Origin of the sequence: Cyanobium sp. Aljojuca 7A6, from assembly GCF_024346455.1 — a bacterium.
Taxonomy (GTDB): Bacteria; Cyanobacteriota; Cyanobacteriia; order PCC-6307; family Cyanobiaceae; genus Cyanobium.
This window is the reverse complement of the sequence record NZ_JAGQCY010000010.1, coordinates 97,208-124,106: the sequence shown is the minus strand read 5'-3', so window position 1 is coordinate 124,106 and position 26,899 is coordinate 97,208. Positions and strand designations below refer to the sequence as shown.

The following is a 26,899-nucleotide window of genomic DNA, read 5'->3' as shown; positions in this document are numbered from 1 at the left end:
CATGGAGAGCATCGCTGCGGTCGTCCTCGGAGATGTCCCAGAAGACGTAGGCCCACTGGGGATCACGGGGCAGGAAGACGACACGGGTCTCGGCGGCGGGCCGGGGGGCCGGGGGCATGTCGGCCTCCAAGGCCGCCACTGTCTTCCCCATCTGCCCTGAAGATTCGGCCAGGATCGCGCCGGCCTCGCCCGAGCGATCGGCAATGGCTTCGGCCAGAGCACCCTTGTCCTGCGCGCTGTAGCGCTGGATGCCCAGGGTTCTGGCCAGCTCGCGCAACTGGCGCATGCTGAGGTCGGCCAGGTTCGCAAACGGGTTGGTCCTGGCCATGGTATTTCAAGAATCGTTACAGCCTATGTTCGCTGATGGGATCAGGGCGGGATCGCTCCTGTCAGCGGATGGCGACAACCCCAAAGCGGCCGGGATCGCCTGGCCGCAGCAGCACGGGGACCCCCGTGAGGTCGGCCCCACGGCGCTGCGGCGGCCGGCTCGGGCGCTCCGGAACACTGGCCAGCAGGGCCGACACCGTCAGCAGGGAACCCAGCAGCAGCCAGAGGCCCCAACGACGGGGCAGGGCCAGGGCGTTGCCACGCCCCTGCCCGCGCCGGCGCGTGCCGCTGGCGACCCGACGGGCCCTGCCGATCCCCAGCGGCTCGCCACAGCGGGCGCAGACCATGCGACCCGCCAGGCTGCGGTCGGCGCGCACAGCCCAACTGCCGCACTTCGGACAGCCCATCCCTCTCCCGATCCATCACCCTCCCATGGTGGCGGAACGGTCTAGAGCAGTGCCGGATCGGCGCCGGCCGGCCGCTCGGCCGGAGGGAGATCGGCCATCAGCCGGAAATCCTCGAACGCGAAACCCGGCCCCACGCAGCAGTGCAGCAGGCTCCATCGCCCCCGGCTGCGGGCCGCTTGCCACCAGCCCGCCGGCACGACCTGCAGGGGGCTCGGATCCGGATCACCAGTCGCCGCAGTGGCGAGGGGACCAAGGAGCAGCCGTTCGGCCGTGCCTCCCTGCGGCGGTAGCCGCCAGAGGTCCAGGGGGTCACCACCGGCGTGGTGCCACACCTCATCGCCCCCCTCAACCCGATGCCAGCGGCTGCACTGCCCCTCCGTCAGCAGGAAGGCGATCACCGTGAGTCCGGCACGCTGCTTGCCGTCGTCACTGCGGCACACCTGGCCGACGGAGCGGTGCAGCTCCCGGTACCAGCCCCCCTCCGGATGGGGCTGCAGGGCGAAGCGGGCGATCAACGCCTCCGGACGGGAAGCCATGGCCTGACGGCAGGGGGTCGTTGCCGATGATCCCGCGGCAACGACCACCCGGAGTAGAACATTTGTACTGCTGCAGACCCATGCTTCCCCTCCCTCCCCAGATACCACTGCCCCCGCGCCAGGGAGCCGCGGCGCTCTTCTGCCCCCTGGCCACCGAAGCCGTCAGCGCCGGCTTTCCCAGCCCCGCCGACGACTACGTGGAGGCCCGCATCGATCTCAACGTGGAACTGATCCCCCGACCGCTGTCCACCTTCTTCATGCGCGTCAGCGGCGATGCCATGCGGGGGGACGGCATCGTCGACGGCGACCTGCTGGTGATCGACCGCAGCGTCGATCCCCGTCCCGGCATGGTGGTGGTGGCGGTGCACGGCGGCGCCTTCCTGCTGCGCCGCCTGGCCCGCCGCGGCACCGGCCTGTGGCTGGTGGCCAGCGACGGCATCAGTCCGCCCCTGGTGCTGATCAGCGACGAAGGCAGCGATCGCGAAGGCCGTGGTGATGGCGCGGACCTCTGGGGCGTCGTGATCCACGCCGTGCATCACTTGGCAGGCGCCCCCTCCAGGCGTCGCTGACCGGGCTCACGGATCGGCGCGGTGGGGCAGGGCGCGGGAATCGCTGGGAAGGGCGGGAGGGGTCATCAGCAGACCGCGCCGGCGCAGCTCGCGCCGGAAGTCACCGGCCAGTCCATCCGCCATCCAGAGCTTGCGCAGATGGCCGAAGATCACCATGCAGCGCAGGGCGATGGTGACGCAGACAAGCACCTGCAGGCAGAGTTTCAGCACGGTGGGAGCAGCTGCAGCGCTGTGCTGAACCCAGCCTAGGGGCGCCGGCGGCGAGCGGCCGCCGCAGGCCGGCGGGAAAACGCCGTCCAGGCGTCATGCTGGGGGCGATGAGCGGCAACGCCGCCCCAGCCTGCTTCGATGATCGAGCCTCTGCCGGAGCTGAGCACCGCCGAACTGGAGACCCTCCTGGCCGCCCTCGATCCGTTGCTGGATGGCTTCGGCGAAGGGGGCTCCTGCCTCGACGATGCCAGCGCCTTCCTGGAACGGCTGGGCATCGGCCAGAGCGATGGCGCGGAGACGACCTCGCCGCTGCTCCAGTGGCTGGAAAGCTGGCGGGCCGCCGGCGGCAACCGGACGACCCTGCGGCTGATGGTGCAGACCCTGCTGACGGGACGGCAGGAGGGTCTGCCGGACTGATCAGCCGGACGGGATCAGGGGCGGCAGAGGGCATCAACCATGCGGGCCGTCTGCACGATCGGCCCGACATCGTGCACCCGCAGCACATCGGCACCGGCGGCGATGGCCTGGCCGCAGACGGCCGCGGTGCCCCAGAGGCGGGCCCGGGGGCGGGGCTCACCCAGCACCTCGCCGATGAACCGCTTGCGGGAGGGCCCCACCAGCAGGGGGAAGCCCTCGGCCCGCAGCAGGGCCAGCCCCTGCAGCAGGGTGAGGTTGTGGGCGGTGGTCTTGGCGAAACCCAGCCCCGGATCCCAGAGGATCCGCTCCGGACGCACCCCCGCCGCCAGGGCCCGGTCGGTGGCGCGCAGCAGCTCATCACGCACCTCGGCGACCGCGTCGCCGTAGCGGGCCAGGGCGTCCATCGTGCGGCTGTCGCCACGGCTGTGCATCAGCACGCAGGGGCAGTCGGCGGCCGCGACCACCGAAAGCAGGGCGGGATCACGGCGGCCGGCACTGACGTCGTTGATCCAGTGGGCACCGGCCGCCAGGGCCGCTTCGGCCACCGGGGCGAGGAAGGTGTCGATCGAGAGCAGGGGGCCGCCGGCCGCCGGGGGTGGCAGGGCCGCCAGGATCCGCCCCAGGCCGGGCAGCACCCGGGCGATCTCCACGTCCGCACCCACCTCGGGCGCCCCGGGCCGGGTGCTCTGCCCCCCCAGGTCGAGCAGGTCGGCCCCCTGGCGATGCAGCAGCCGGGCCCGCCGCACCGCCGCTTCGGGGGCCTCGAAGCGGCCGCCATCACTGAAGGAATCGGGGGTGAGATTGAGAACCCCCATCACGAGGGTGCGATCCCCCCAGCGGAAACCGGGCGGGAAGGCGACAGGCGCGGCGTCGCCCACGGCGTTCAGAGCGGGGGCAGGCAGCTCAGGCCGGCACCGGCACCTGGTAGTTGGCGATGCGGGCGAAGCTGACCGGATCAAGGGAGGCGCCACCCACCAGCACGCCGTCGATGTCGCTCTGGGCCATCAGCATGTCGATGGTGGCGGGGTTGACCGAACCGCCGTACTGCACCACCACCTCGGGGTGGCCCACCCAGCCGCGGATCAGGCCGCAGATGCGGTTGGCCTCCTCGGCGGCGCAGGTCTTGCCGGTGCCGATCGCCCAGATGGGCTCGTAGGCCACGATCAGGCGCAGGGGGTCGACACCCTCCAGCCCCTGCTCCACCTGGCGGTGGATCACCCGCTCGGTCTCGCGGGCCTCGCGCTGGTCGTCGCTCTCGCCCACGCACAGGATCGGAATCAGCCCTGTCTTCTGGGCCGTGCGGGCCCGCAGGTTGATCTGCTCGTCGGTTTCGCTGAAGTACTTGCGCGGCTCGCTGTGGCCCACGATCGCGTGGGTGACCCCATGCTCCAGGAGCATCGGGGCGGAGATCATGCCGGTGTAGGCGCCGCTCTCCTCCCAGTGGACGTTCTGGCCGGCGATGGCGACACCGGCGCCGGCCAGGTGCCGGCAGAGGGTGGGGATGGCCGTGAACGGAGGGGCCAGCACCACCTCCCTGTCATCGGACAGATCGGCGATCAGGGGCCGGAAGGTGGCCGCAAAAGCCCGCGCCTGGGCGCAGGTCATATGCATCTTCCAGTTGCCTGCGATGACGGCCTTGCGCACGTGGTCTCCTGGCGGCGACATTCAAGGGAGGTTAAGGCGTGATGCCGCCATCGCCTCCACGGCCCAGGCGGGGGGGGAGCATCAGCACCTCCCGGCCATCCATGGCCACCGCATCGCCAGGGGCCAGCTGGCGGCCGCGCCGGGTCTCGATCGTGCCGTTCACGGTCACGTCCCCACGCTGGATGCGCTGCTTGGCCTCGCCGCCGGTGCCGACGAGGCCCTGCCATTTGAGGAATTGATCCAGCTTCAACGTCAGGGAACGCCCGGAGAGCGCTGATAGGGTTCGTCGATGCTTGCACCCTCGCCGGCCGGCTTCCGCAGGCTTTGGCCGCTGCTGAAGCCCCATCGGCGACCCCTGCTGCTCGGGGGGTTGTGCATGCTCGTGTTCGTGGCCTGCTGGCCCCTGCTGGCCTGGCTGGCGGGCCAGCTGATCCCGGCCATCGGCGCCGGCGATTTCACCAAGGTGCTGCGCAGCATCGCCGCGGCCCTGGCGGTGTTCCTGGTGCAGAAGATCGCCCAGTTCGGGCAGGACACCCTGCTGGCGGGACCGGCCTTGCGGGTGAGCCAGGAGCTGCGGCGGCAATTGTTCGCCCGGCTGCAGCGGCTCGATTTCGGGGCCCTCGAGAAACTCTCCGCCGGCGATCTCACCTACCGGCTCACCGAAGACGCCGACCGGGTGGGGGAAGTGATCTACAAGACGATCCAGGACACCACCCCAAGCGCCCTGCAGCTGGTGGTGGTGCTGGGATACATGGTGTGGCTCGACTGGCCCCTGGCCCTGGCCACCCTGCTGCTGGCCCCGCTGGTGGCGCTGATGGTGAGCGCCTTCGGGGCCCGGGTGATGAACGCCGCCGAGCGCAGTCAGAAGCAGGTCAGCGACCTGGCGGCCCTGCTGGGCGAGGCGATCGGCGGCCTGCCCCTGGTGCGGGCCTTCGCCGCGGAGCCCTGGCTGCAGGAGCGGTTCGACACCGAGATTGACCTGCACCGCCGCGCCAAGTACCGCACCCTGGAACTGCTGGCCCTGCAGCACCCGGTGGTGGGCTTCATCGAAGCGGCAGGCATTCTCTCGGTGCTGCTGATCGGGGCGGCACGGATCAAGGCTGGTGGCCTCGACAGCCAGGGATTCAGCAGCTATGTGGCTGCTTTGCTGATGCTGATCGATCCGATCTCCCACCTCACCACCAACTTCAACGAGTTCCAGCAGGGCCAGGCCTCGCTCAAGCGCCTGCGGGCGATCGAAAACGAGCCGGTGGAGCCGCCCGACCGTCCCGAGGCCAGGCCCCTGGGAGCCGTGTCCGGGGAGCTGGTGCTGGACGGGGTGAGCTTCGGCTACCAGGGCGGCAACCCGGTGCTGCGCCAGCTCGATCTGCACATCCTTCCGGGGCAGGTGGTGGCCCTGGTGGGACCCTCTGGGGCCGGCAAGAGCACCCTGTTTTCCCTGCTGCTGCGCTTCAACACCGCCCAGAGCGGCCGGGTGCTGCTCGATGGCCAGAACCTGGCCGACCTGCGGGCCCGGGACCTGCGCCGTGCCGTGGCCTTGGTACCCCAGCAGAGCAGCGTGTTTTCGGGCACGGTGGCCGAGGCGATCGCCTTCGGTCGTCCCGCCAGCAGCGAACAGATCCGCCAGGCGGCTCGGCTGGCCAACGCCGCGGACTTCATCGAGAGCCTCCCTGGCGGCTACGGCAGCCGCCTCGAGGAGCGGGGCAGCAACTTCTCCGGCGGCCAGCTGCAGCGGCTGGCGATCGCCCGGGCCGTGCTGGGCAATCCAGCGGTGATGCTCCTCGACGAGGCCACCAGCGCCCTGGATGCAGAGGCCGAAGAGGCGGTGCAGCAAGGCCTGCAGCAGGCCATGGCCGGGCGCACCGTGTTGGTCATTGCCCACCGGCTGGCCACCGTGCAGGAGGCCGATCTGATCGTGGTGCTCGACGGTGGTCGCATCGTTCAGCAGGGCAGCCACGACGAACTCATGGCCAGCGGCGGCCGCTATCGGGAGCTGTGCGAACGCCAGTTCATTCGGCTGGAGGCTTGAGCCAGCCCAGCCCGAGCGGATCGGCCCGGCCTTCTAGGCTCACACCGAATTGCGCCCATTCCCTTGGAAACACCCAGCCAGCAACCGCCCGTGCTGACCTTCGAGGGCCTCCGCTATGACCTCAACGGCCTGCCCGACGACGTCAAGGAACTGGTAAGGGGAATGCAGGTGGCCGATGCCCAGCTGCGCATGCACGAAGACACCCTGAAGGTCCTGGCTGTCGGCCGGCAGGCGATGGCCAGCCAACTCAACGACAAGCTGAAGGACATCATGCCGCTGCCCTGAGCCCCGGGCCTAACCCAGGGGGGAGAGATCCTCGAACCGAAACACCTGGCGACTGGCCGGGGTGTCGCCATGGGCCTCCGTCTCCACCACCCGCTGGCTCAGCACCCAGGGGCCCCCATCCGCCAGGGGCACGAAGGTGTCCGTGAAGCGGCTGCTGCCGCCGCGGGCCTCACCTGTGGCGGGATCGCTGTAGCGGCTGGTGTAGCAGTGGCTCAGGTAGCCGCTGCCGGTGTCGGTGGTGCTTTCGGTGAAGATCGTCACCACGGTGCCGTGGATGTGGCGGTGCACCATCGTCACCACGTTGTCCTTGAGGCGGTAGCGGTCGCCCTCGGCCTTGCCGCCCATGATCACCTCGGTGCCCACCGCATCGGTGTCACCGGCCGTGAAGGTGTTGGCGCCGTGGGTCTGCTCGAAGGGGCGGCGCACCCGGTGGATCGCCACTTCCCACAGCTGGGAGGCCACCGCCTTGTGCACCTCCGCGTCGCTGAGTCCCTCCACCGTCGCCTTGAGGTCGGCACCGACCTGGAAGGTGCCCCTGAAGACCCGGTCGTCCTGCTCCCAGACGCAACGGCCGCCATAGCCGCCGAAGCCGGGCTCCCAGGTGTAGCGGTTCTCGTAGGCGGCGCGGAAGGCCTCGCGCAGGTCGGTGCCGGGGGCGAAGGGGTGGGCGGCCAGGGTGCTGGTCACGGGCGGAGGAACGATCGGGCGATCACCCTACCCAGGGTGGGTGGATGTCCTGCAGGGCGGCCACCTCCACCTGCTGCTGCTGCTGCAGGGCGGCGATGGCCTCCACGGCGGCCCGCGCCGCCGCCATCGTCGTGACCGTCGGCACCGCGTAATCGAGGGCCGCCAGGCGCAGGTAGCGGTCGTCGTGGGCGGCCTGGCGCCCCACCGGCGTGTTCACGATCAGCTGCACCAGGCCGGAGCGGATCGCATCCTCGATGTTGGGACGGCCCTCATGCACCTTGAGCACCGTCTCCACCTCCAGGCCCGCCGCCGTCAGCATCGCCGCCGTGCCGGCGGTGGCGGTGAGGGCGAAGCCCGCTGCCAGCAGATGGCGGGCCACCGGCACCAGGGCCGGTTTGTCGCGGTCGTGGGTGGAGAGAAACACGGTGCCGGCGGTGGGCAGGGGTTCACCGGCGGCGAGTTCGGCCTTGGCATAGGCCAGGCCGAAGCTGGCGGCGATCCCCATCACCTCCCCGGTGGAGCGCATCTCCGGGCCCAGCAGGGTGTCGGCGCCGGGGAAGCGCTTGAAGGGCAGGACCGCCTCCTTCACGGTCTGGCGGGGCGGCTGGGGCTCGGCCAGCAGGCCCAGCTCCTTCAGCGTGCGGCCGGCCATCAGCTGGCTGGCGATCTTGGCCAGGGGCACACCGGTGGCCTTGGCCACGAAGGGGACGGTGCGGGACGCCCGCGGGTTGGCTTCGATGATGAACACCGTTTCGGTGCCGGCGCCATCGTTCTGCACGGCGAACTGGAGGTTGATCAGGCCGCGCACCTCCAGGGCCAGGGCCAGGTCGCTGCTCCAGCGGCGGATCGTGGCCAGGGCCTCGGGCCCCAGGGACACCGAGGGCAGGGCGCAGGCGGAGTCACCCGAATGGATCCCGGCCGGCTCGATGTGCTCCATCAGTCCGCCGATCACCACCGTCCCCTCCCGATCGCAGAGGGCGTCAACGTCCACCTCGATGGCGTTCTCCAGGTACTGGTCGATCAGCACCGGATGGTCGGGCTCCACCTGCACGGCTTCCACCATGTAGCGGTTGAGCTCCTCCTCGTCGAAGACCACCTCCATGGCCCGGCCGCCCAGCACATAGCTGGGACGCACCACGACGGGATATCCCACAGTGGCCGCCACCGCCCGGGCCTCAGCCTCATTGCGGGCCAGGCCGTTGCGGGGCTGGCGGATCTCCAGGCGCCGCAGGATCGCCTCGAACTGCTCCCGGTCCTCAGCCCGGTCGATCGATTCCGGTGAGGTGCCCCAGAGGCGGGTACCGGTGGCCTTGCCCTCCTCGCTCGCCAACCAGCGCAACAGGGGAAGCGCCAGCTTCAGGGGCGTCTGGCCGCCGAACTGGACGATCACCCCCTCCGGCTTCTCCGCCTCGATGACGTTGAGCACGTCTTCGAGGGTGAGGGGCTCGAAGTAGAGGCGGTCGCTGGTGTCGTAGTCGGTGGAGACGGTTTCCGGGTTGCTGTTGACCATGACGGTGGCGAAGCCTGCCGCCCGCAGGGCGAAGGAGGCATGGCAGCAGCAGTAGTCGAACTCGATGCCCTGGCCGATGCGGTTGGGGCCACCCCCCAGGATCATCACCTTGCGGCGGGTCTCGGGGCTGACCTCGTCCTCGGGGGCGAGCACGGCGAGGGAACCGTCGGCCTCGAGCCGCTCCAGGGGCCGCTCGTAGGTGGCGTAGTGGTAAGGGGTGGAAGAGGCGAACTCGGCGGCACAGGTGTCGACCGTCTTGAAGACGGCCCGCACCCCCAGGGCCTGGCGGCGGCGGCGCACCGTCAGTTCATCGCTGGCGGTGGCCCAGGCGATCTGCCGATCGGAGAATCCGCTCTGCTTGAGCTCCAGGAAGTCGCCGGCTGCAATGGCCTCCAGAGAACGCCCCCGCAGCAGGGTGGTTTCGACCGTCAGGATCCGGCGCAGCTTGGCCAGGAACCAGGGATCGATGGCACTGAGCCGGTGGATCTCCTCATCGCTGCGGCCGGCGACCATGGCGGCACGCACCGCATGGATCCTGTCGGGGGAGGGGACACGCAGCTGACGCTCCAGATCAACCGGATCCAGGGGCCGGTCGGGGCGGTCGCAGCCCCAGCCGGCATGGCCCGTTTCGAGCGAACGCAGCGCCTTCTGGAAAGATTCCTCGAAGCTGCGTCCGATGGCCATCGCTTCCCCCACCGACTTCATCGAGGTGGTGAGCACCGCCGGTGAGCCGCGGAACTTCTCGAAGGCGAAGCGGGGGATCTTGGTGACGACGTAGTCGATCGTCGGCTCAAAACAGGCCGGTGTGGCCCCGGTGATGTCGTTGACGATCTCGTCGAGGGTGTAGCCCACCGCCAGCCGGGCGGCGATCTTGGCGATCGGGAACCCGGTGGCCTTGCTGGCCAGGGCCGAGCTGCGGCTGACGCGGGGGTTCATCTCGATCACCACCACGTCGCCGTTGGCGGGGCTGATGGCGAACTGGATGTTGCTGCCGCCGGTGTCCACGCCGATCTCGCGGATGATGGCGATCGACTGGTCGCGGAGGCGCTGGTACTCCCGGTCGGTGAGCGTCTGGGCCGGAGCAACGGTGATCGAATCCCCGGTGTGGACCCCCATCGGATCGAGGTTCTCGATCGAGCAGACGATCACCACGTTGTCGGCGGTGTCCCGCATCACCTCAAGCTCGAACTCCTTCCAGCCGAGCAGTGACTTCTCGATCAGGATCTGGGAGACGGGGCTGGCCTCCAGGCCGCTTTTGCAGAAGGCCTGGAATTCTTCGGGGTTGTAGGCGATGCCACCGCCGGATCCTCCCAGGGTGAAGGCGGGGCGGATGATGCGCGGATAGGTGCCGATGGCCTCGCCGACGCGGATGGCTTCCTCGAGGTCGTTGGCGATCCCGGACGGGCAGACGGCCACGCCGATGCGGGCCATCGCCTGCTTGAACAGCAGCCGGTCTTCCGCCTTGCGGATCGCCGCGAGGTCGGCGCCGATCAGTTCGACGCCATAGGCGGCCAGGGTGCCGTTCTCGGCCAGGGCGACGGCCAGGTTGAGGGCGGTCTGGCCCCCCATGGTGGGCAGCAGGGCATCGGGCCGTTCCACCTCGATCACCCGGGCCACCACCTCGGGGGTCAGGGGCTCGATGTAGGTGCGATCCGCCAGGTCCGGATCGGTCATGATCGAGGCTGGGTTGGAATTCACCAGCACCACCTCGTAGCCCTCGGCCCGCAGGGCCTTGCACGCCTGGGTGCCGGAATAGTCGAACTCGCAGGCCTGGCCGATCACGATCGGTCCCGATCCCAGCAGCAGGATGCGCCTCAGATCCGTGCGGCGGGGCATAGGGAGTAGACAGGCAAACCCGCCCAGCCTCTCACGGTCGCCGTCCCGACCGGCCTGTCCGGCGCGCTGGCACCGCAGGCAATCGCTAATCTGACGGAATACCTTCGCCCGAGACGCCGCCGATGAGCGAACTCCAGCGCCTGAAGGGGTTGCTGCCCCCTGAGATGCAGAGCTGGGTGTTCGTGGAAGCGGCCGCCTCCGTCGATCCCCCCTTGGTGACGATCGAGGAGATCGGTCGCGACGAGGTGGAGATCCAGGTGGATCTCGAGAAGTGGGATGGACTGGCCCTCGATCACCGCAACCTGCTCTTCTGGCACGAGGTGGGCCGCGTCCAGAACGACGCGATCCCCAGGGATGGCTGGGAGATGGCGGCACTGGCCATCGGTCTGGGCGGAGCCATCGGCGAACTCTGGGTCCAGGACGGACTGCTGCTGGTGATGGCCCTCGGTCTGTCGGGCTTCGCCGGCTACCGCCTCTACCTGAAGAACAACTCCGAGAAGCGCCTGCAGGACGCAATCCTGGCCGACGAACGCGCCATCGACCTGGCCTGTCGTTTCGGCTACAGCCTTCCCAACGCCTACAAGAGCCTTGGGGGGGCCCTCAAGGAGCTTGTCGAGCAGACCCGCAAGAAGCGGCGCCGCACCTTCTACGAAGATCGCCTTGAGGCCCTGCGCAAGAGTGCCGGCAAGGCCCGTGCCGAAATGGCACAGCAACAGGGCTCCCGCCAATCGGTCACCAGTGAGAACGTCTATGGATAGTCGCGACTTCGCCCTGCTTGCCGCGGAGGCCTGCGATGACCGCAAGGCCGTTGACATCCGCCTGATCCGGGTGGATGAGGTGTCGTCCCTGGCGGACTTCTTCGTGATCTGCAGCGGCCTCAGCGACGTGCAGGTGCGCGCCATCGCCCGCTCGGTGGAAGACCGGCTCGAAACCGATGCCGCTCGCCTGCCCCTGCGGCGCGAGGGTCAGAGCGAGGGCCGCTGGGTCCTGCTCGACTACGGCGAACTCATTGTCCACGTGTTGACCCCCCAGGAACGCAGCTACTACGGCCTCGAAGCCTTCTGGGGCCATGGGGAGCAGGAGCGCTTCGTCGGCTCCCCGGTCGAAGTGAGCGGCACCAGCCAGGTCGGCGGCTGAGGGAAGCTCAGATGGCCGCCGGCACACCCAGCCTGCCCAGCCAGGACGCCCCCTGCCCGGTGCCCCCGGCCCAGCGTCCTCTGCAGGAATACGACCAGCTCAGCCGCTCCTGGTTCTTTCGCTGGCCTGCCGCTGGCCCAAGAGGTCTCTGGCGCCCCCTTGGTCTCACCTGGTTGCTGTCCTTCCCCCTGGCGCTGCTGGTGGCGGGGGGCAGCATCCCCCTGCGCCACGATCCACCCCGGCTGGTGATCGCCGCGGGGGCCGCCGCCGTGCTGCTGCCGATGTTCCTGCTGCTGCGCCAGTGGCTCGGCTGGACCTACGTGCAGCGGCGGCTGGTCTCGGAAAAGGTTGAGTACGAGGAATCGGGCTGGTACGACGGCCAGGTGTGGGAGAAGCCGATCACCTGGCGTCAGCAGGATCTGCTGGTGGCCCGCCACCAGGTACAGCCGGTGCTGGCCCGCCTGCGCCAGGCCATCGCCGTCGCCCTTGCCCTGATGCTGCTCGGGACGGGGCTCTGCCAGGCTCTCTGAGGTCGGCCTCCACGGACCTTCCCGCACCACCATGACCCTGTCCTCCAGCTTCGCCGGCCCGGGCCGCCCCGGCATTCCCCCCCTGGAGGTCCGACTGCTGCGCAACGGCATCGTCGAATCCCGCCACCGGGTGCATGCGGTGGTCTGCGACCAGCGCGGCCGGGTACTGATGCGCGCCGGGGACCCCCAGCAACTGAGCTTCGTGCGCTCGGCCCTCAAGCCCTTCCAGGCCACCGTGTTCGTGGGCAGCGGTGCCGCCGACCGGATGGGGGCGGGGGAGCGGGGCTTGGCGATCGCCTGCGCCTCCCACGCCGGCACCGCCCAGCAGGCCCGCGAGGCGTTCAAGCTGCTCTGGGGTGCCGAGCTCGACACCGAGGACCTCCAGTGCCCCACCCCCGCCGGGGGCACCAGCCCGCTGCAGCACAACTGCTCCGGCAAGCACGCGGCCTTTCTGGCCGCCTGCCGGCAGATGCACTGGCCCCTTGAGAGCTATCTCCAGGCCGACCATCCCCTGCAGCAGGCGGTGGTCAAACGGGTCGGGGAACTGCTGGGGCTGCCGGGGGCTGAACTGATCAGCGCCCGGGACGACTGCGGCGCCCCCACCCTGCAGTTGCAGCTGGCCCAGATGGCCCTGCTGTTCGCCCATCTCGGTGGCGGTGAGCAGGCCGACCTGGAGCGGCTCAGCCGGGCGATGCTTGCCCACCCCGATCTGATCGCCGGCGACGGGGAGTTCGACACCGAAGTGATGCGCCTGGGCCATGGCCAGGTGCTGAGCAAGGGCGGGGCGGAAGGCATCCAGTGCCTGAGCCGGGTGGGCGAAGGGATGGGGGTGGCCATCAAGGTCGACGACGGGGCCAGACGGGCCAAGCAGGCCGTGGCCCTGCACCTTCTGGAACAGCTCGAGTGGCTCACCCCCACCACCCTGGCGGAACTGCGTCAGCGCTACCTGGCGCCCGCCGACCACCTGCGCCTGGAGGTGATTGGCGAGCTCCGTTTCGACGGCGCCCGCTCCTGATGCGGGGGCATCGACTGATACGATTCCTTGGTGCGACGCGGGGTAGAGCAGTCTGGTAGCTCGTCGGGCTCATAACCCGAAGGTCAGGAGTTCAAATCTCCTCCCCGCCACCAACTCCAGAGCCCCTCAGTGGGTCTGCATCCATCAACCCTCCAGCTTCGGCTGGGGGGTTGCTGTTTTATGGGCACGACAACCACCCCGATCCAGGCCCTGCTTCCTGTGCAGGCTCAGATTCCGGATCAGGCGGATGGCCGGCAGCCGCTCCTGCATGATGCCGAGACCGGTTCGCCTGCCGATGTCCAGCGCCCCATCCCCCTCAACCGGCAGCGAGACCCCCTGGGACGCTGTGGTGGTGGGGGCGGGGGCCAACGGATCGGTGGCCGCCATGGTGCTGGCGGAAGCAGGGCTGCGGGTGCTGGTGCTTGAGGCGGGGCCGGAGCTCTCCGCCCGTCGGGCCTTGGGCAGCGAGCCACTGAACAGCCTGCGCCGCCTCGCCCACCTCAGCAGCGGCCGCCAACGCCTGCAGCGGCACCATCCAGGGTTCTGGAAACACAACCCGGAGCTGTTCGTCGATGAGCGCCAGAACCCCTACAGCACCCCGCCGGACGCCCCCTTCCTGTGGACCCGGGGCCGGCAGGTGGGCGGCAAGAGCCTCACCTGGGGGGGCATCACCCTGCGCCTGTCGGAGGCGGAGTTCCAGGCAGCCCGGCGGGATGGCCACGGCCCCGCCTGGCCGATCGGCAGCACAGAGCTGGCGCCCTTCTATGACCGGCTGGAAACGTTGCTGGGGGTCCATGGCCAGCGGGATGGCCTGAGCCAGCTCCCGGATGGTCACTTCCTGCCGCCGCTGCCGTTCACGCCGGGGGAGCGGCATCTGCAGGGGGCCATCGCCAGAGACCTGGGCCTGCCGCTGATCCACTCCCGCGGTTTTCGCCTGCACAGGCCTACCCCGGCGGCCCCCTGGCCCCCCTCCAGCGCCCAGGGCCTCAGCCTGGCCCGGGCCCTGGCCACCGGCCGGGTGCAGCTACGCAGCGGGGCGGTGGTGAGCCATCTGGAGATGGGGACAGGGGGGCGCCGCGCCGAAGCGGTGGTGCTGGTGGAGGCCGCCAGCGGCCGGCGGGAGCGGATCGCCGCCCCCCTGATCGTGCTCTGCGCCTCAACGATCGAAACCGTGCGTCTGCTGCTGCATTCCAGCGACGCCATCCGCAGCGGTGGCATCAGCGATCCCTCCGGCAGCCTGGGCCGCTTCCTGATGGACCACATCTCCACCAGCCGGTTCTTCTCGATCCCTGCCATCCCAGCGCCAGCCGAACCCGCCGAGCTCTCCGGAGCCGGGAGTTGCTTCATCCCCAACACGGTGAATCTCGACGAGCGCAGCCAGGAGGACTTTCTGCGGGGCTACGGGATTTGGGCGGCCCTGCAGCGCTTCGATCCCCCTGCGCTCCTGAGGCGCCGCCCCGGGGAGGCGGTGGGGTTCCTGATCGGCCATGGGGAAGTGCTGGCCAGGGCAGAAAACCGGGTGAGCCTCGATGGCTGCCGCACCGATGCCTGGGACTTACCCATCCCCCACATCGACTGCCGCTGGGGCACCAACGAGCGGCAGATGGTGGCCCACATGCAGGCGCGCATGGAGGCTGTGGTGGCCTCCGCCGGAGGCCGCATCCGGCCGATCGAGGAGCTGTTCGTGCTGCCCCTGCTGGAGCCCCTGATCCGCACCAGCCTGGCGGTGCGCCCCGAGGCGCCGCCGCCCGGTTACTACATCCATGAACTGGGCGGGGCCCGCATGGCCAGCACCCCGGAGGCGGGCGTCGTCGACGAATGGAACCGTTGCTGGGCAGCCCCCAACGTCCTGGTGACGGATGGCGCCTGCTGGCCCAGCGCCGGCTGGCAGAGCCCCACCCTCACCGAGATGGCGATCACCTGGCGCGCCTGCTCCGCTGCCGCGGACCGGATGCGGCGAAGCTGACTGCGCCGGTCAGGGAGCCGTCACAGGAGTGGGAAGGTGGTGTCCATCACCACAGTCTTCCCGGCGCAGCGCGCGCACAATGACGGGGCGACCTCCAAAGGGTCGGGCAAGGGAGAAAATCATTGGCGGGGGTTGGCACCCTCGCTTTTTTTTGTCTCAGGGATTCTGGAAAAGTCCGTCGAGGTAGTGCTGGGAAACGACGGGCTCCTGGCAGCCGTTCTGGAACAGGAATCCAGCCAAAGCCGAGGTGATGACGCTGTATTGATCCCAGTGCGGATGGGTGTCGATGAAATCCCGCATGCCTTCGTAGAGAACCTCCGGCACCTCGGCTTCAAGACTGACGCTCGCCTCGTCGCCGACACACCCCGGGCACTCTGGATCGATGGCCATGCTGGTGCGGGTCGGCTGGGGTCGCCTCAAGTACGCCACAGGCAAGGCCCAGCGTCAAAAACGCCTTCAGGGGCGAAACCATGGGGACGGGTCGATAAGACTCGTTGCCCCAACTGGGCTATGGCCGAGGTGTCCCGCAACACGCCAGCGGCCGATGGCTGCCGGCGAAGGCTGTCAAGGCTGTTCCGAGCAATCATTCACTTTCCCCAGCCCCCGCGTCCCAGGCCAGCCGGAACGGACCCACCTGTGGAAAAAGCCCCTTGAAACGGGGGAAAACGGCCTCCAGGTGGGGGAAAGCCCCGAACCATCGGAAACATTGATCAAATAAGAGTCTCTCCAGACTCATCACTGGATGAGACCGACGAGGCCAGCGGACCCTGACGTGGACACTCAGTCGGCCGGGCGCCGCAGGGTGAGGGGACCCAGGGGATGGTCGGCGTGGGGGTAGATCGGATGGTGGTGATGGCCCCCCTGACCATGGCCATGGTCGTGGTCGTGTCCGCCGGCCGAACCGCCCACCGGCAGGGGCATCCCATCGGGCTGGCAGGCTCCGGTGCACTCCCGCTCGCAGAGGGTGCAGCTCTCCACCAGCCCCTCCACATGGTGGTGGTGGCTGTGCTGGGGGGCCCCCACCTCCCGCTCGAAGCCCAGCACCTGGGCCCGGTACTTGCACAGGGAGCAGTTCATGTTGGCTTCGCCCCCCAGCACCTCGGCGACCCGCTCGCGGAAGGTGTCCAGCACCAGGGGATGGTCGCCGAGGTACCCGGCCTGGACCATCTCGAGCTCAGGATGGTCGGCGGCCACCCGCTCGCTGTGCTGCCGGATCCGGCTCACCAGCACCCCGGAGAAGAGGAAGTAGGGGAAGACGACGATGCGCCGGTGGCCGAGCTTGACCGCCTGGCGCAGGCCAGGCTCCACCAGGGGGAAGGTGACGCCGGAATAGAGCGTCTCCCCCCAGCCGAAGCCGAAGCCCTCCACCAGCATCCGGGTCACCTTGGCCACGTTGGAGTTGGCATCCGGGTCGGAGGAGCCCCGCCCCACCACCGCCAGCAGCGTGTCGTGCAGCGGCACGGGGCTGCCGCCAGCGGCGACGGCAGCGGCATCGGCGGCCTCGAGGCTGGCGCGGATGCGGGCGGCGGCGGCCTGGATCATCTTGAGATCCACCCCCAGCTCGCGGCCGTAGTCGATGCGCAGCCCTGTCTCGGCGGCATAGGTGTTGAGCACCGAGGGGATGTCGTTCTTGGCATGGCCGGCGGCGAACAGCATTGCCGGCACCGCCAGCACATGGCGTACGCCACGCCGGCGCAGGGCGTCCAGGCCGTCGCGCAGGATCGGCCGGGCGAACTCCAGGTAGCCGTGGTCGACGGGCACCGGATCGAGGTGGTGCTGGAGCTGGTGGGCCAGGGAGGCGAATTCGGCCACCGCCAGACGGTTGCGACTGCCGTGGCCGCAGACCAGCACTCCGATCGGGCCATGGGGTCCCGCCAGGGCGCCATCTCGCTCAGGGGCGGTGATCATGAACATCTGCACGTGGATTGACCCTATTCCCGCGGCTGGGACCAGGCGGGAAGCCGTCAGGATGGGGGCCAGCCACCGGCACCCATGAGCCTGCACCTCCCCCCCTACCGGCCTTTGCCCCCACCGGGACCCAGGGCGGAGCTGCTCACCGTGGCCATCGCCGACCTCCAGCCCACCCAGATGTGCGTGGGCCTGGCGGAGGTGCGCAGTCGCCAGCAGGACTTCTCCCAGGAAACGGCCGAGCAACGGTTGCGCTACCTGCGCGGCAAGCCCGTGCCCCTGGTGCGCGGTGGGGCTGGGGAGCTCTGGATGGTCGACCGTCACCATCGCCTGCGGGGCCTGATCGAAATCGATCCGGCGGCGATGGCCTACGGCTACCTGGTGCTGGACTTGCCCGGACACCCACCCAAGGCAGTGCTGGCCGAACTGCAGGAGCGGGGATGGCTGTACCTCTATGACGGCCGCGGCCATGGCCCCCTGGCGCCGGCGGCCCTGCCGCAGCGGCTGCCGGATCTCCAGGACGATCCCTACCGCTCCCTGGTGTGGCGACTCAAGAAGGAGGGAATGATCGATCCAGCCCCCCTGATCCCCTTCCATGAGTTCCGCTGGGGAGCCTGGCTGCGCAGCCGGCCCATGCCCCCCTTCAGCTCCAGCAACCTGGCCCCGGCCCTGGCCGCCGCCCGTTCCCTGGTGCGCTCCGGTTCCGCCTCCCACCTGGCCGGCTGGAAGGGCTGAAACCCTTCTGAGCAGGCCTCAGTCGGGCCTGTTGCGGGGCGGGGCGCCATCTCCCGCCAGCAGCAGCCGTTCCCAGCGATCGAAGCGCTGGGCCAGGAGCAAAGCCGCTCCGGCCAGCAGCAGCCCCACGATCAGCGCCTGGGGGGTCTGCCACCAGGCGATCGCCAGCAGGGCCAGCCAGGGAATCGCCTGCAGCAGCCGCCGCCAGCGGCGCAACCCCCGCCGGGCGCCACGGCAGGCGGCGCAGTGCTCCCCGTGGCTGGCCCAGCGATCCATCAGCGCCGTCTGGTCGAGGCGGGGTGGCAGGGGCTGGCCGGGGAACGGGTCGCCCTTGTGGCCGTTGACCCAGTCGTGCAGGGCCTTGACGTAGACGTCGGCGCTGGTGGCCAGGAAGAACGCCCGCTCGGCCCCGCCGCTGCGGCCCCGCTGCTCCAGCACCCGCTCCTGCCAGTGCAGGAACACCTGGTCGTCCTCCAGCACGGTGTGGTTGGCGATGTGCTGCAGCCACAGGGGGCGTAGTCCCAGCAGCAGGGGGGGCAGCTTGGATTCGAACTGAAACGGGAAACGGGCGAACAGGCGACATTCGCCGCGACGGATCGGCGTGGCGTAGACCACCGTGAGAATGCGGGCGAAGCCCGGCGCCGTCAGCTCGTGCCACATCAGGCCGGGGGCAGCGAAGGTGGTGGACTGGCTGCCGAGCGTGCCCTTGCGGGGCCCTTCCTGCCACAGGGCGGTGAAACCCTCCGGACCGGCACTGGTGAGGGAGGCCACCACCGGGGCGGCGTTCTCCCGCTTGCCCACGGTGCGGTGGTGGGTGAAGGGCACATGGCTCACATCGAGCACGTTCTCCAGCAGGGTGAGGGCATCCATGGGCAGATCCCGGAACGTGTCCTGCACGAACCAGCCCGGCTCCTCCAGCACCGGCACCAGGGGCAGGGGCACCCCCGCGGCGGCGGCCGCCTCACCGACAAACACGAACAGCAGGCCCTGGCCCTCGGCGGTGGCATAGGCCCGGCAGCTGGATCGCAGGGCGCTGGGGGTGGCCCCCGCCTCGGCCTGGGGGATCGCGGTGCAGTGGCCATCGCCGGCGAACGTCCAACCGTGGTAAGGACACTCCAGTTCTCCGGCCCCGTTGAGGCGCCCCTGGCTGAGGGGGACCAGGCGGTGGGGGCAGACATCGGCGAAGGCACGCCAGGTCTGGCCCGCGTGATCCCACCAGAGCACGAGGTCCTGCTCCAGGAGCGTGAAGGCGGTGGGCCTGCTGCGGTCGAGGTCCCGCAGAAAGGCCACCGGATACCAGTGCTGGTGCCAGGCGGTGCTCGTCATGGGTCCGATTCTGCTGGCGGGCTGGGACAGATGCGGGCCCGTTACAAGACGCCGCCAGGGCCGCTGCCAGCGGCGGCGGCGCTCCTAGGACGGCTTGGAAGACACTCCTGCCAACCCTTTCCAACCCCGTGGGCACCTTCCTGGCCGGCAATCCCCTGGCGATTTTCGCCCTGCTGCTGGTGCTCAGCGTGGTGGTGCCGCCCCTGGTGCGGCCCTTGCGGCTGCCGGATCTGGTGGGATTGCTGCTGGCCGGGGTGGCGATCGGTCCCCATGGCCTCGCCTGGCTCGTCTCCAGCAACGAGACGGTGCGGCTGCTTTCAGACGTGGGGGTGATCTATCTGCTGTTCATCGCCGGACTGGAGATCGACCTGGGGGAGTTCCAGCGGATCCGGGCCCGCTCCTTCCGCTTCGGCCTGCTCACCTTCACCCTGCCGATGGTGGCGGGAACGGTGCTGGGATTCGCCTACGGCTACCCGGCCGTCAGCGCCGTTCTGATCGGCTCGATCCTCGCCTCCCACACCCCCCTGGGGTACCCGATCGTGCGCAGCTTCGGCGCCATGCGGGAGGAGTGCGTCACGGTGGCGATCGGCGGAACGATCTTCACCGACATCGCCGCCCTGGTGCTGCTGGCCCTCTGCGTCAGCCTGGGGAAGGGCCAGCTGAGCGCACCGGGGGTGGTCACCTTGCTGCTCAAGGTGGCCCTCTATGCCGCCGCTGTGATGCTGCTGATCCGGCGGCTTGGACGCGGCCTGATCCGCCGCAGCGTGGATGGCGACAGCCGGTTGTTCGTGGCGGTGCTGCTGGCCCTGTTCCTGGCGGCAGTGGGGGCGGAGCTGGCCGGCGTGGAGAAGATCGTCGGCGCTTTCCTGGCCGGATTGGCCGTGAACGGGGTGTTGCCGGAGGGCCGGGTCAAGGAGCAGGTGGTGGTCGTGGGGGCGAGCCTGTTCATCCCACTGTTCTTCATCGACCTCGGTCTGCTGCTCGACGTGCCGGTGTTCCTCAGCACGATGACGGGCTCGGCTTTCGCCATCGCCCTGATCCTGACGCTGATCACCAGCAAGGGGTTGGCCTCCTGGTGGTCGGGTCTGCTCTACCGCTACGACGGGCCCCAGATGCTGACCCTGTGGTCGCTCTCGCTCCCCCAGGTGGCGGCCACCCTGGCGGCCACCTATGTGGGTTTCCGCCAGGGCCTGCTGGATGAGCGGATGCTCAACAGCGTCCTGGCCCTGATGGTGGTGACAGCCACCCTGGGGCCGATCCTCACCTCGGTGGCGATGACCCGGATGGCCAGCCGCCGGTCCAGGGATCTCAGCCTGCAGGAAAGTGGTCAACTGGCCCTGGTGCGACGGGCCCTGCGGGTGCTGGTGCCGATCAGCGAGGCCCGCAGCGAGGAACCCCTGCTCGTGCTGGCCGGGCGGCTGATCGACGGGGACGCCGGCCGCCAAGGCACGGTGCTGCCCCTCTCGGTGGTATCGCCGCGCCAGGTCGAAGCCGGCCGCGGCGCCCAGGCGATGGTGCACCGGGCCCTGGCCGAGGGGCGCCAGCTGCTGGAGCGGGCCGATACCTTCACCGCGGCGGCGGGGGTGCCCAGCCGCTCGCTGCTGCGGGTCGACAACGACATCCCCGGCGGCATCGCTCGCACGGCCCTGGAACAGGGGGCCGATCTGGTCCTGGTGGGCGTGGCGGCGGCCCCCCGCCTGGGGCGTTGGCTGTTCGGCGATCTGGTGGCCGCCATCTGCCGTCAGGCCCACTGCCCGGTGGTGATGGCCCGGCTGCGGGACGACCCGGCCAGCTTCCGGCGGCTGCTCGTCCCCGTGAAGGACCTCTCCGCCGGCGCCCTGGAGCAGTACCAGCTGGCGGAGCGGCTGCTCAGCGCCTGCCCCCCCGGGGAGGGTGCCGCCATCACCCTGCTGCACATCCACGAGCCCTGGCTGCCCCAGGCGGAACGGGAGCAGCTGGCCCGCCAGCTGCAGGCGTGGGTTCCCTCCCCCCCCAGGGGCGGTGGGGGCGTGCCGGTCACGGTGGAGCTTCTGGCCGACCAGAACGTGGCCGAGGCGATCGAGCGCAGCAGCGAAAGCCACGATCTGGTGATCCTGCGCTCCTTGCGGCGCCTGGTGGAGGGTCTGCCGATTCCTGCCAGTGACCAGGCCACCAGCCTGCTGCGGCGCCTGCGCTGCTCGGCCCTGGTGATCAGTGATCCACTCCACTGACCCACTGCACTGATCCGGGGCCTTGACTAGACAGAGGGGAGACCCGCAGTCCCCATGTCCTACAGCCATCTTCTGGTGCCCAGCGACGGCTCCGACCTCTCACTGGCGGCCGTGCGCCACGCCGTGGCCCTGGCCGCTGCCCTCGGGGCCCGGATCACGTTCTTCCATGCCCAGGCCAGTGTGCCGGTGCAGGTGGTGGGACTCGGCGAGATGCTCGACGCCACCACCATGGAGGCCCTGATGAACGCCAGCCGCAAGGATGGGGATCGGATCCTGGAGGAGTCGCTGGTGCTGGCGAAGCAGGCCGGCGTCAGCGCCACGGCCGAGCGTGTGGTGAGCGATCTGCCCCACCAGGCCATCGTCGAGGCCGCCACCCGGCTGGGCTGCGACCTGATCCTGATGGCCTCCCACGGCCGCCGCGGCCTGGTGGGGATGCTGATCGGCAGCGAAACCCAGCGGGTGCTGGTCCAGTCCCCCTGTCCGGTCCTGGTCTACCGATGAAGGGGAACCCCTCCGGCAGGGACGGTGGCGCCACGGATCGGGCTTACGACATCCTCCGCTCCCAGCACCAGCCGCTGGCCGCCCTCTTCTCACCCCGCAGCGTGGCGGTGATCGGTGCCTCCGACCGGCCGGGCAGCGTCGGTCGCGGGGTGCTCTGGAACCTGATCAGCCATCCCTTCGGCGGCACTGTCTACCCCGTCAACCCCAAACGTCGCAGTGTGCTGGGAATCCGCGCCCACGCCTCGGTGGCGGAGGTGCCCGAACCTGTGGATCTGGCCGTGATCGCCACCCCCGCCGCCACGGTGCCGGCCCTGATCGAGGCGTGCGCAGCGGCCGGGGTGAAGGGCGTGATCGTGCTGTCAGCAGGGTTCCGGGAAATCGGCCCGGTCGGCATCGCCCTCGAGGCCCGCCTCCGTGATGGCCTGCGTCGCTCCGGCATGCGGCTGGTCGGCCCCAACTGCCTGGGGCTGATGAATCCCCGCACCGGCCTCAATGCCACCTTCGCCGGCGCCATGGCCCGCCCCGGTCACGTGGGGTTCCTGAGCCAGTCGGGGGCGATCTGCACCGCCGTCCTCGACTGGAGCCTGCAGGAGAACGTGGGCTTCAGCGCCTTCGTCTCGATGGGCTCGATGCTGGATGTCGACTGGGGGGATCTGATCACCTACCTGGGGGACGACCCGGAGACCCACAGCATCGTCATCTACATGGAATCGATCGGCGACCCCCGCTCGTTCCTCTCGGCAGCGCGGGAGGTGGCCCTCACCAAGCCGATCGTGGTGATCAAGGCCGGACGCACCGCGGAAGCGGCCCAGGCGGCGGCCTCCCACACGGGAGCTCTCACCGGCAGTGATGCCGTGCTGGATGCCGCCTTCCGGCGCTGCGGTGTGCTGCGGGTAGACAGCATCGCCGACCTCTTCGACCTGGCCGAGGTGCTGGCCAAGCAACGCCGCCGGCCCAAGGGGCCGCGGTTGACGATCCTCACCAACGCCGGGGGGCCAGGCGTGCTCGCCACCGATGCCCTGGTACGCCATGGCGGTCAATTGGCCACGCTGGCCCCGGCCACTCTGACCGCCCTCGACGCCGTGCTGCCGGAGCACTGGAGTCGGGCCAATCCCATCGACATCCTGGGGGACGCGGATCCGGACCGCTACGAGCAGGCCATCCGCCACGCCCTTAACGACCCCGACAGCGATGGTCTGCTGGTGGTGCTCACCCCCCAGGCCATGACCGACCCCACCAGCACGGCCGAACGGCTGGTGGCCCTGGCGTCGACCACCACCAAGCCGCTGCTGGCCAGCTGGATGGGGGGCCAGGACGTGGACGCGGGAGAGCGTCTGCTCAATGCCGCTGGCATCGCGACCTACCGCTACCCGGACGCGGCTGTGCAGCTGTTTGATGCCATGTGGCGCTACAGCGACAACCTGCGCGCCCTCTACGAAACTCCGGCCCTGGTGCCCGAGAGCGAGCCGAATGAAGCTGGCGAGCCCCATGCCGATCGCCAGCGGGTGGAAGCGCTGCTGGCCGGGGTGCTGGCCCAGGGGCGCACCCTGCTCAACGAATGGGAAGCCAAGCAGGTGCTGGAGGCTTACGGAATTCCCACGGTGCCTACCCACATGGCCAGCAGTGCCGAGGCGGCCGTGGCGGCGGCCGACGCCACGGGCTATCCGGTGGTGGTCAAACTGCTCTCCGCCGAGCTCACCCACAAAAGCGACGTCGGGGGGGTGCAACTCAACCTGCCCAACGCTGCCGCGGTGGCGCAGGCCTTCCGCAGCATGCAGGACGCGATCGTGGCGCAACACGGGGAGAGCGCCTTCGGCGGGGTGACCGTGCAGCCGATGCTGGAGCTGACGGGGGCCTACGAACTGATCGTCGGCAGCAGCATCGATCCCCAGTTCGGCCCGGTGATTCTGTTTGGGACCGGTGGCCTGCTGGTGGAGGTGTTCCGCGACAGCGCCGTGGCCCTGCCGCCGCTGAACACCACCCTGGCCCGGCGGCTGATGGAAGGCACCCGAATCTATGCGGCACTGCAGGGGGTGCGCGGCCGGCCTCCGGTGGATCTGGCGGCACTCGAGCGACTGCTGGTGCGGCTCAGCCGGCTGGTGCTGGAGCACCCGGCCATCCTGGAACTCGACATCAACCCCCTGCGGGTGGCACCGGGGATCGGCAAGGGATCCATGGTGGCCCTGGATGCCCGGGTGCTGCTGCAGCCATCCTCCGGGGCTACCTGCTTCACCCCCAGGCCTGCAATCCGGCCCTATCCGAGCGAGTACGTGCGCCCCTGGCACCTGCCCGACGGATCACCAGTGACGCTGCGGCCGATCCGGCCGGAGGACGAACCCATGCTGGTGGCCTTCCACCGCACCCTCTCGGAGCAGAGCGTCTACTTCCGCTATTTCCATTTGATGACCCTGGGCCACCGCATCGCCCACGAACGGCTGACTCGGATCTGCTTCACCGACTACGACAGGGAGATGGCCCTGGTGGTGGAACGCCCGGGGGAGAACGGCGCCGCTGCTGAAGTGCTGGGGGTGGGCCGGCTCAGCAGGATCCACGACGACAACGCCGCCGAATTCGCCATGCTGATCGCCGATCCCTGGCAACGGCAGGGGTTGGGCACTGCCTTGCTGGGATTGCTGATCGCGATTGGCCGCGCCGAAGGGCTTGAGCGCATCTGCGCCGAGATCCTGCACGAGAACAGGGGCATGCAGCACGTCTGCCAGAAGCTGGGCTTCCGGCTCAGGCCCACGGCCGAGTGCGTGCGTGCTGAGATCAGCCTGCTTGATCCTGCAGCTGCCAGGCCCGCTGCAGATCCACCTGGGTGACGCGGAAGCCCAGCCGGCGGGCAGCCAGCACCAGTTCCGCTCTGGAGCGGCAATGGCGCAGACCCCGGCAGATCACCTGGTCCGCTTCCGCCTCATCAACGAGGCGCTCCAGTTCGCTCCAACTCATCGGGTCCTCCCACCCTCTCCTCCACGCTGCCAAGGGCGGGGCGTTCTGGCCAGGGGCCGACAACAAGCGATGCAGAGGGGGTGGCTCCAGGCGAGTCGCATCTTGTCGGACATCGCCGGGGACCCGTTCATGGATCGGTCACATGACTTCGCTTGATTGAAGTCATCCCCACCTCAGGGGTCGCTCCTCACAACGCGAACCACCATGAACAACCTCATTCGTCAGAGCTCCCGCCGCCTCGCCGGCCTGCTGGGCACCACGGGCGTCCTGGCTCTGCTCGCCACGCCCCTGCAGGCCTGGGCTGGTCCCTGGGGTCAGTCCGGCGTCCCCCGTCAGGTCGACAGCCGCCGCGTTCCTTATCCCATCCCCACCCTGCCCAACCCCTCCTCCTATGGGGATGGCTACGGCGGCGGCTACCGGGCCGACTACGACGTCGACCGCTACCGGGCCAACGTGCCGGTCGGTCCCGGCTACGTCCAAGCCCAGACGGCCCAGCGCTGCAACGTGGGCCGGCTGGTGGGCGGCATCATCGGCGGCGGCCTGGGCTATGCCGTGTCCCGCCAGGACGGACGCACCTGGGCGGTGCCGCTCGGGGCCCTGTTGGGCCAGCAGATGGGTTGCAGCGTCGGCGCCCAGCGTGCCCCCCTGCCCTGGTGATCACCCAGCTCAGGAAGCGGTCCCGAAGGCCACCTGACAGGCGGCATTGAGGAGTTCCGCTTCCTGGGCACTGCCAGGCGGCTGGCCGTTCAACAATCCCGACTGACAGTCGGCCGAGAGTTGATACACGCTGCCGTTGGCACTGACGTCAAAAGCCACCGTGGCGGTACCGGTCGGCTGGACGGTGCCGAACAGCAGCTGGTACTGGGTGTTGGGCACGACGATCACGGTCTGGCTGCTGGCCACCGCGGCATCCACCGCACTGTTGATGATCGCGGCCGTTGCCAGGGCGCCCACCCCCCAGGCGGCGGCGCTGGCCCCCCACCATCCCCAGGACGGGGTGGCCCAGCCGCCGTACCAGCCGTGGTTCCAGGGCCTGGCGACGCCCCAGCCTGGACGGGCCCAGCCCGGCCTGACACCAAAGGCATTGACGTTGGCGGCCCGGTTCCAGTTCCGGTTGACGTTGACGTTGCGGTTGATGTTGCGGTTGACGTTCCGGTTGAGATTGGCGTTGACGTTGCGGTTGACCGAGCCGGTGCCGACGGGCCTGTTCAGGCCAGGGGTGCCGACCACCCCACCGGGGCGCGCGACAGGCCGATTCAACCCCGGGGCCCCCAGCCCTCCGCCGCCGCTGCTCCAGCCACCGGCGGGCCTGGTGACACCCCGATTGAAGCCACCGGCCCCACCGGATCCCTGGAAACCGCTGCGGCCCAGCGATGCACCACCACCAGCGCGACCGAGTCCGCCGCCACCTCCGCCACCAACTCTGGCGCCACCACCGCCAAGACCAGCTCCGCCACGACCACCACCGCCAAGACCACCGCCACCGCGTCCACCACCAGCACCTCTGGCGATCAACATCGGGACCTGGGCAGCGGTGGTGACTTCCAGGGCCAGGGCAGCCCCGACCGGAGAGGCGATCACACCAGCCATCAACAGGGCGAATCCAGTCATGTTCTTCATTTCGCCAGGAGCGCACAGGCGTCGTCGTAGCAGCTGGCGTCCACCCGTCCGTCAGAGCCGAAATGCACCATCACCAGGTCACGGCCCTGGAGCCGGGTGTTGGCGCGATCTTCCCGGACACTGTTGAGGTAGTTGGGGTTGACCACGCACAGGTCCTTGCCGTTGAAGCAGACCGTGTTGGTGGAGAAGCGGGCCGAGGCACCGCGCAGGGGCTGCCAGTTCCTGGTGTCATGGGCCCAGATCGCCATCGTCACCGGTTCGGCGGTGATGCGGACCGTTTCGACGCTGTTGCCGATGCGGTGGCGATAAAGGGTGGCCGCACCCGTATCCACCGCTTCCACGGTGCAGGGCACAGGAGCCGCGCCCTGCAACGCGCACTGGGTGGAAAGGCGATAGATCACCCTGGCGTTGGGATCTTGCTGGGCCGCGCTCGCGTCCGCAGGGGCCAACAGAGGACTAACGATCAGGGCTGCCAGCAGGCCTCCTCCCAAGGGAATCAAGCGCTGAGGCCATCGGCCTGTGGGGTGTTGTCCACTGGGGAGAAG

General features: G+C 69.6%; 30 protein-coding genes and 1 tRNA gene. 15 read left to right on the top strand and 16 right to left on the bottom strand.

Annotation, left to right across the window (positions count from 1 at the left end):
- The 3 genes from KBY95_RS10550 to KBY95_RS10540 all read right to left on the bottom strand — a co-directional run.
- On the bottom strand, positions 1 to 328 hold a 328-nt coding region (locus tag KBY95_RS10550), incomplete at its 3' end, for a DUF4912 domain-containing protein (RefSeq protein ID WP_254964966.1).
- Positions 329 to 389: 61 nt separating this feature from the next.
- Positions 390 to 704 (bottom strand): hypothetical protein, encoded by a 315-nt coding sequence (locus KBY95_RS10545; RefSeq protein WP_254964965.1) that lies wholly within the window; start codon positions 702 to 704, stop codon positions 390 to 392.
- Positions 705 to 775: 71 nt separating this feature from the next.
- Complete coding sequence (locus KBY95_RS10540) at positions 776 to 1,270, bottom strand: cupin domain-containing protein (RefSeq protein WP_254964964.1); 495 nt, start codon at positions 1,268 to 1,270, stop codon at positions 776 to 778.
- Between the two features lie 80 nt (positions 1,271 to 1,350).
- On the opposite strand from KBY95_RS10540, the gene KBY95_RS10535 reads away from it, so the two are divergent.
- Entirely contained in the window at positions 1,351 to 1,839 is a 489-nt protein-coding gene (locus KBY95_RS10535; protein WP_254964963.1) for a LexA family transcriptional regulator, read from the top strand.
- A gap of 6 nt (positions 1,840 to 1,845) precedes the next feature.
- On the opposite strand, the gene KBY95_RS10530 is transcribed toward KBY95_RS10535, so the two are convergent.
- Positions 1,846 to 2,049, bottom strand: a complete 204-nt coding sequence (locus KBY95_RS10530; RefSeq protein WP_254964962.1) for a hypothetical protein — start codon at positions 2,047 to 2,049, stop codon at positions 1,846 to 1,848.
- A gap of 138 nt (positions 2,050 to 2,187) precedes the next feature.
- Here KBY95_RS10530 and KBY95_RS10525 point away from each other — a divergent pair, with 138 nt between their 5' ends.
- Complete coding sequence (locus KBY95_RS10525; protein WP_254964961.1) at positions 2,188 to 2,466, top strand: hypothetical protein; 279 nt, start codon at positions 2,188 to 2,190, stop codon at positions 2,464 to 2,466.
- 14 nt (positions 2,467 to 2,480) lie between these two features.
- On the opposite strand, the gene folP is transcribed toward KBY95_RS10525, so the two are convergent.
- Genes folP through KBY95_RS10510 form a run of 3 tightly spaced genes read right to left on the bottom strand, consistent with a single transcriptional unit; the run spans position 2,481 to position 4,360 of the window.
- Positions 2,481 to 3,344 (bottom strand): dihydropteroate synthase, encoded by an 864-nt coding sequence (gene folP / locus KBY95_RS10520; protein ID WP_254964960.1) that lies wholly within the window; start codon positions 3,342 to 3,344, stop codon positions 2,481 to 2,483.
- Between the two features lie 25 nt (positions 3,345 to 3,369).
- Entirely contained in the window at positions 3,370 to 4,131 is a 762-nt protein-coding gene (gene tpiA / locus KBY95_RS10515) for a triose-phosphate isomerase (protein WP_254964959.1), read from the bottom strand.
- 10 nt (positions 4,132 to 4,141) lie between these two features.
- A complete protein-coding gene (locus tag KBY95_RS10510) occupies positions 4,142 to 4,360 on the bottom strand; it encodes an RNA-binding S4 domain-containing protein (protein ID WP_254964958.1) in 219 nt (72 codons plus the stop codon).
- Between the two features lie 39 nt (positions 4,361 to 4,399).
- Here KBY95_RS10510 and KBY95_RS10505 point away from each other — a divergent pair, with 39 nt between their 5' ends.
- Positions 4,400 to 6,139 (top strand): ABC transporter ATP-binding protein, encoded by a 1,740-nt coding sequence (locus KBY95_RS10505; RefSeq protein ID WP_254964957.1) that lies wholly within the window; start codon positions 4,400 to 4,402, stop codon positions 6,137 to 6,139.
- Positions 6,140 to 6,202: 63 nt separating this feature from the next.
- Positions 6,203 to 6,424, top strand: coding sequence for a DUF6447 family protein (locus tag KBY95_RS10500; RefSeq protein WP_254964956.1), 222 nt, complete (start codon positions 6,203 to 6,205; stop codon positions 6,422 to 6,424).
- A gap of 9 nt (positions 6,425 to 6,433) precedes the next feature.
- Here the strand turns inward: KBY95_RS10500 and KBY95_RS10495 are convergent, their stop codons facing one another.
- Complete coding sequence (locus KBY95_RS10495) at positions 6,434 to 7,111, bottom strand: DUF3386 domain-containing protein (protein ID WP_254964955.1); 678 nt, start codon at positions 7,109 to 7,111, stop codon at positions 6,434 to 6,436.
- A gap of 22 nt (positions 7,112 to 7,133) precedes the next feature.
- Positions 7,134 to 10,457 carry a carbamoyl-phosphate synthase large subunit gene (carB, locus tag KBY95_RS10490; protein WP_254964954.1) on the bottom strand — a complete coding sequence of 1,108 codons (3,324 nt, stop codon included), beginning with the start codon at positions 10,455 to 10,457 and terminating at the stop codon, positions 7,134 to 7,136.
- 122 nt (positions 10,458 to 10,579) lie between these two features.
- Between carB and KBY95_RS10485 the strand changes: the two genes are divergently transcribed.
- The 6 genes from KBY95_RS10485 (at position 10,580) to KBY95_RS10460 (ending at position 15,105) form a co-directional block, all read left to right on the top strand.
- Positions 10,580 to 11,215, top strand: a complete 636-nt coding sequence (locus tag KBY95_RS10485; protein WP_254951871.1) for a DUF3318 domain-containing protein — start codon at positions 10,580 to 10,582, stop codon at positions 11,213 to 11,215.
- Complete coding sequence (gene rsfS / locus KBY95_RS10480; RefSeq protein WP_254964952.1) at positions 11,208 to 11,594, top strand: ribosome silencing factor; 387 nt, start codon at positions 11,208 to 11,210, stop codon at positions 11,592 to 11,594. The genes KBY95_RS10485 and rsfS overlap by 8 nt, the downstream gene beginning before the upstream one ends.
- Positions 11,595 to 11,605: 11 nt before the next feature.
- Positions 11,606 to 12,124 carry a CGLD27 family protein gene (locus KBY95_RS10475; RefSeq protein ID WP_254964951.1) on the top strand — a complete coding sequence of 173 codons (519 nt, stop codon included), beginning with the start codon at positions 11,606 to 11,608 and terminating at the stop codon, positions 12,122 to 12,124.
- A 31-nt stretch (positions 12,125 to 12,155) separates the two neighbouring features.
- Positions 12,156 to 13,139, top strand: coding sequence for an asparaginase (locus tag KBY95_RS10470; protein ID WP_254964950.1), 984 nt, complete (start codon positions 12,156 to 12,158; stop codon positions 13,137 to 13,139).
- Between the two features lie 36 nt (positions 13,140 to 13,175).
- A tRNA-Met gene (locus KBY95_RS10465) sits at positions 13,176 to 13,252 on the top strand.
- A 182-nt stretch (positions 13,253 to 13,434) separates the two neighbouring features.
- Positions 13,435 to 15,105 carry a GMC oxidoreductase gene (locus KBY95_RS10460; RefSeq protein ID WP_254964949.1) on the top strand — a complete coding sequence of 557 codons (1,671 nt, stop codon included), beginning with the start codon at positions 13,435 to 13,437 and terminating at the stop codon, positions 15,103 to 15,105.
- 156 nt (positions 15,106 to 15,261) lie between these two features.
- Here KBY95_RS10460 and KBY95_RS10455 read toward each other — a convergent pair whose 3' ends face one another.
- The gene (locus KBY95_RS10455) at positions 15,262 to 15,495 is read right to left on the bottom strand and encodes a DUF2811 domain-containing protein (protein WP_254964948.1); all 234 of its coding nucleotides are present in this window, start codon (positions 15,493 to 15,495) and stop codon (positions 15,262 to 15,264) included.
- 390 nt (positions 15,496 to 15,885) lie between these two features.
- Positions 15,886 to 17,013: a sirohydrochlorin chelatase gene (locus KBY95_RS10450; RefSeq protein WP_254964947.1), complete on the bottom strand. Its 1,128-nt coding sequence runs from the start codon at positions 17,011 to 17,013 to the stop codon at positions 15,886 to 15,888.
- A gap of 84 nt (positions 17,014 to 17,097) precedes the next feature.
- Between KBY95_RS10450 and KBY95_RS10445 the strand changes: the two genes are divergently transcribed.
- A complete protein-coding gene (locus KBY95_RS10445) occupies positions 17,098 to 17,748 on the top strand; it encodes a ParB-like protein (protein WP_254964946.1) in 651 nt (216 codons plus the stop codon).
- 18 nt (positions 17,749 to 17,766) lie between these two features.
- On the opposite strand, the gene KBY95_RS10440 is transcribed toward KBY95_RS10445, so the two are convergent.
- On the bottom strand, positions 17,767 to 19,074 hold the full coding sequence (locus tag KBY95_RS10440; RefSeq protein ID WP_254964944.1) for a Rieske 2Fe-2S domain-containing protein: 1,308 nt from the start codon (positions 19,072 to 19,074) through the stop codon (positions 17,767 to 17,769).
- A gap of 128 nt (positions 19,075 to 19,202) precedes the next feature.
- Between KBY95_RS10440 and KBY95_RS10435 the strand changes: the two genes are divergently transcribed.
- Genes KBY95_RS10435 through KBY95_RS10425 form a run of 3 tightly spaced genes read left to right on the top strand, consistent with a single transcriptional unit; the run spans position 19,203 to position 24,607 of the window.
- Positions 19,203 to 21,284, top strand: a complete 2,082-nt coding sequence (locus KBY95_RS10435; protein WP_254964943.1) for a cation:proton antiporter — start codon at positions 19,203 to 19,205, stop codon at positions 21,282 to 21,284.
- A gap of 54 nt (positions 21,285 to 21,338) precedes the next feature.
- Entirely contained in the window at positions 21,339 to 21,785 is a 447-nt protein-coding gene (locus KBY95_RS10430) for a universal stress protein (RefSeq protein ID WP_254964942.1), read from the top strand.
- Positions 21,782 to 24,607 (top strand): bifunctional acetate--CoA ligase family protein/GNAT family N-acetyltransferase, encoded by a 2,826-nt coding sequence (locus tag KBY95_RS10425; protein ID WP_254964941.1) that lies wholly within the window; start codon positions 21,782 to 21,784, stop codon positions 24,605 to 24,607. The genes KBY95_RS10430 and KBY95_RS10425 overlap by 4 nt, the downstream gene beginning before the upstream one ends.
- Here the strand turns inward: KBY95_RS10425 and KBY95_RS10420 are convergent.
- The gene (locus tag KBY95_RS10420) at positions 24,555 to 24,734 is read right to left on the bottom strand and encodes a Nif11 family protein (RefSeq protein ID WP_254964940.1); all 180 of its coding nucleotides are present in this window, start codon (positions 24,732 to 24,734) and stop codon (positions 24,555 to 24,557) included. The two genes, KBY95_RS10425 and KBY95_RS10420, sit on opposite strands and share 53 nt — an antisense overlap.
- Positions 24,735 to 24,938: 204 nt before the next feature.
- Between KBY95_RS10420 and KBY95_RS10415 the strand changes: the two genes are divergently transcribed.
- Positions 24,939 to 25,391 carry a hypothetical protein gene (locus KBY95_RS10415; RefSeq protein ID WP_254964939.1) on the top strand — a complete coding sequence of 151 codons (453 nt, stop codon included), beginning with the start codon at positions 24,939 to 24,941 and terminating at the stop codon, positions 25,389 to 25,391.
- Between the two features lie 9 nt (positions 25,392 to 25,400).
- Here KBY95_RS10415 and KBY95_RS10410 read toward each other — a convergent pair whose 3' ends face one another.
- The 3 genes from KBY95_RS10410 to KBY95_RS10400 all read right to left on the bottom strand — a co-directional run bounded on the left by KBY95_RS10410 (position 25,401) and on the right by KBY95_RS10400 (position 26,803).
- Positions 25,401 to 25,964: a hypothetical protein gene (locus tag KBY95_RS10410; RefSeq protein WP_254964938.1), complete on the bottom strand. Its 564-nt coding sequence runs from the start codon at positions 25,962 to 25,964 to the stop codon at positions 25,401 to 25,403.
- Positions 25,965 to 25,990: 26 nt separating this feature from the next.
- Entirely contained in the window at positions 25,991 to 26,236 is a 246-nt protein-coding gene (locus tag KBY95_RS10405; protein WP_254964937.1) for a hypothetical protein, read from the bottom strand.
- Positions 26,237 to 26,350: 114 nt separating this feature from the next.
- Positions 26,351 to 26,803 carry a hypothetical protein gene (locus KBY95_RS10400; protein WP_254964936.1) on the bottom strand — a complete coding sequence of 151 codons (453 nt, stop codon included), beginning with the start codon at positions 26,801 to 26,803 and terminating at the stop codon, positions 26,351 to 26,353.
- Between the last annotated feature and the right edge of the window lie 96 nt (positions 26,804 to 26,899).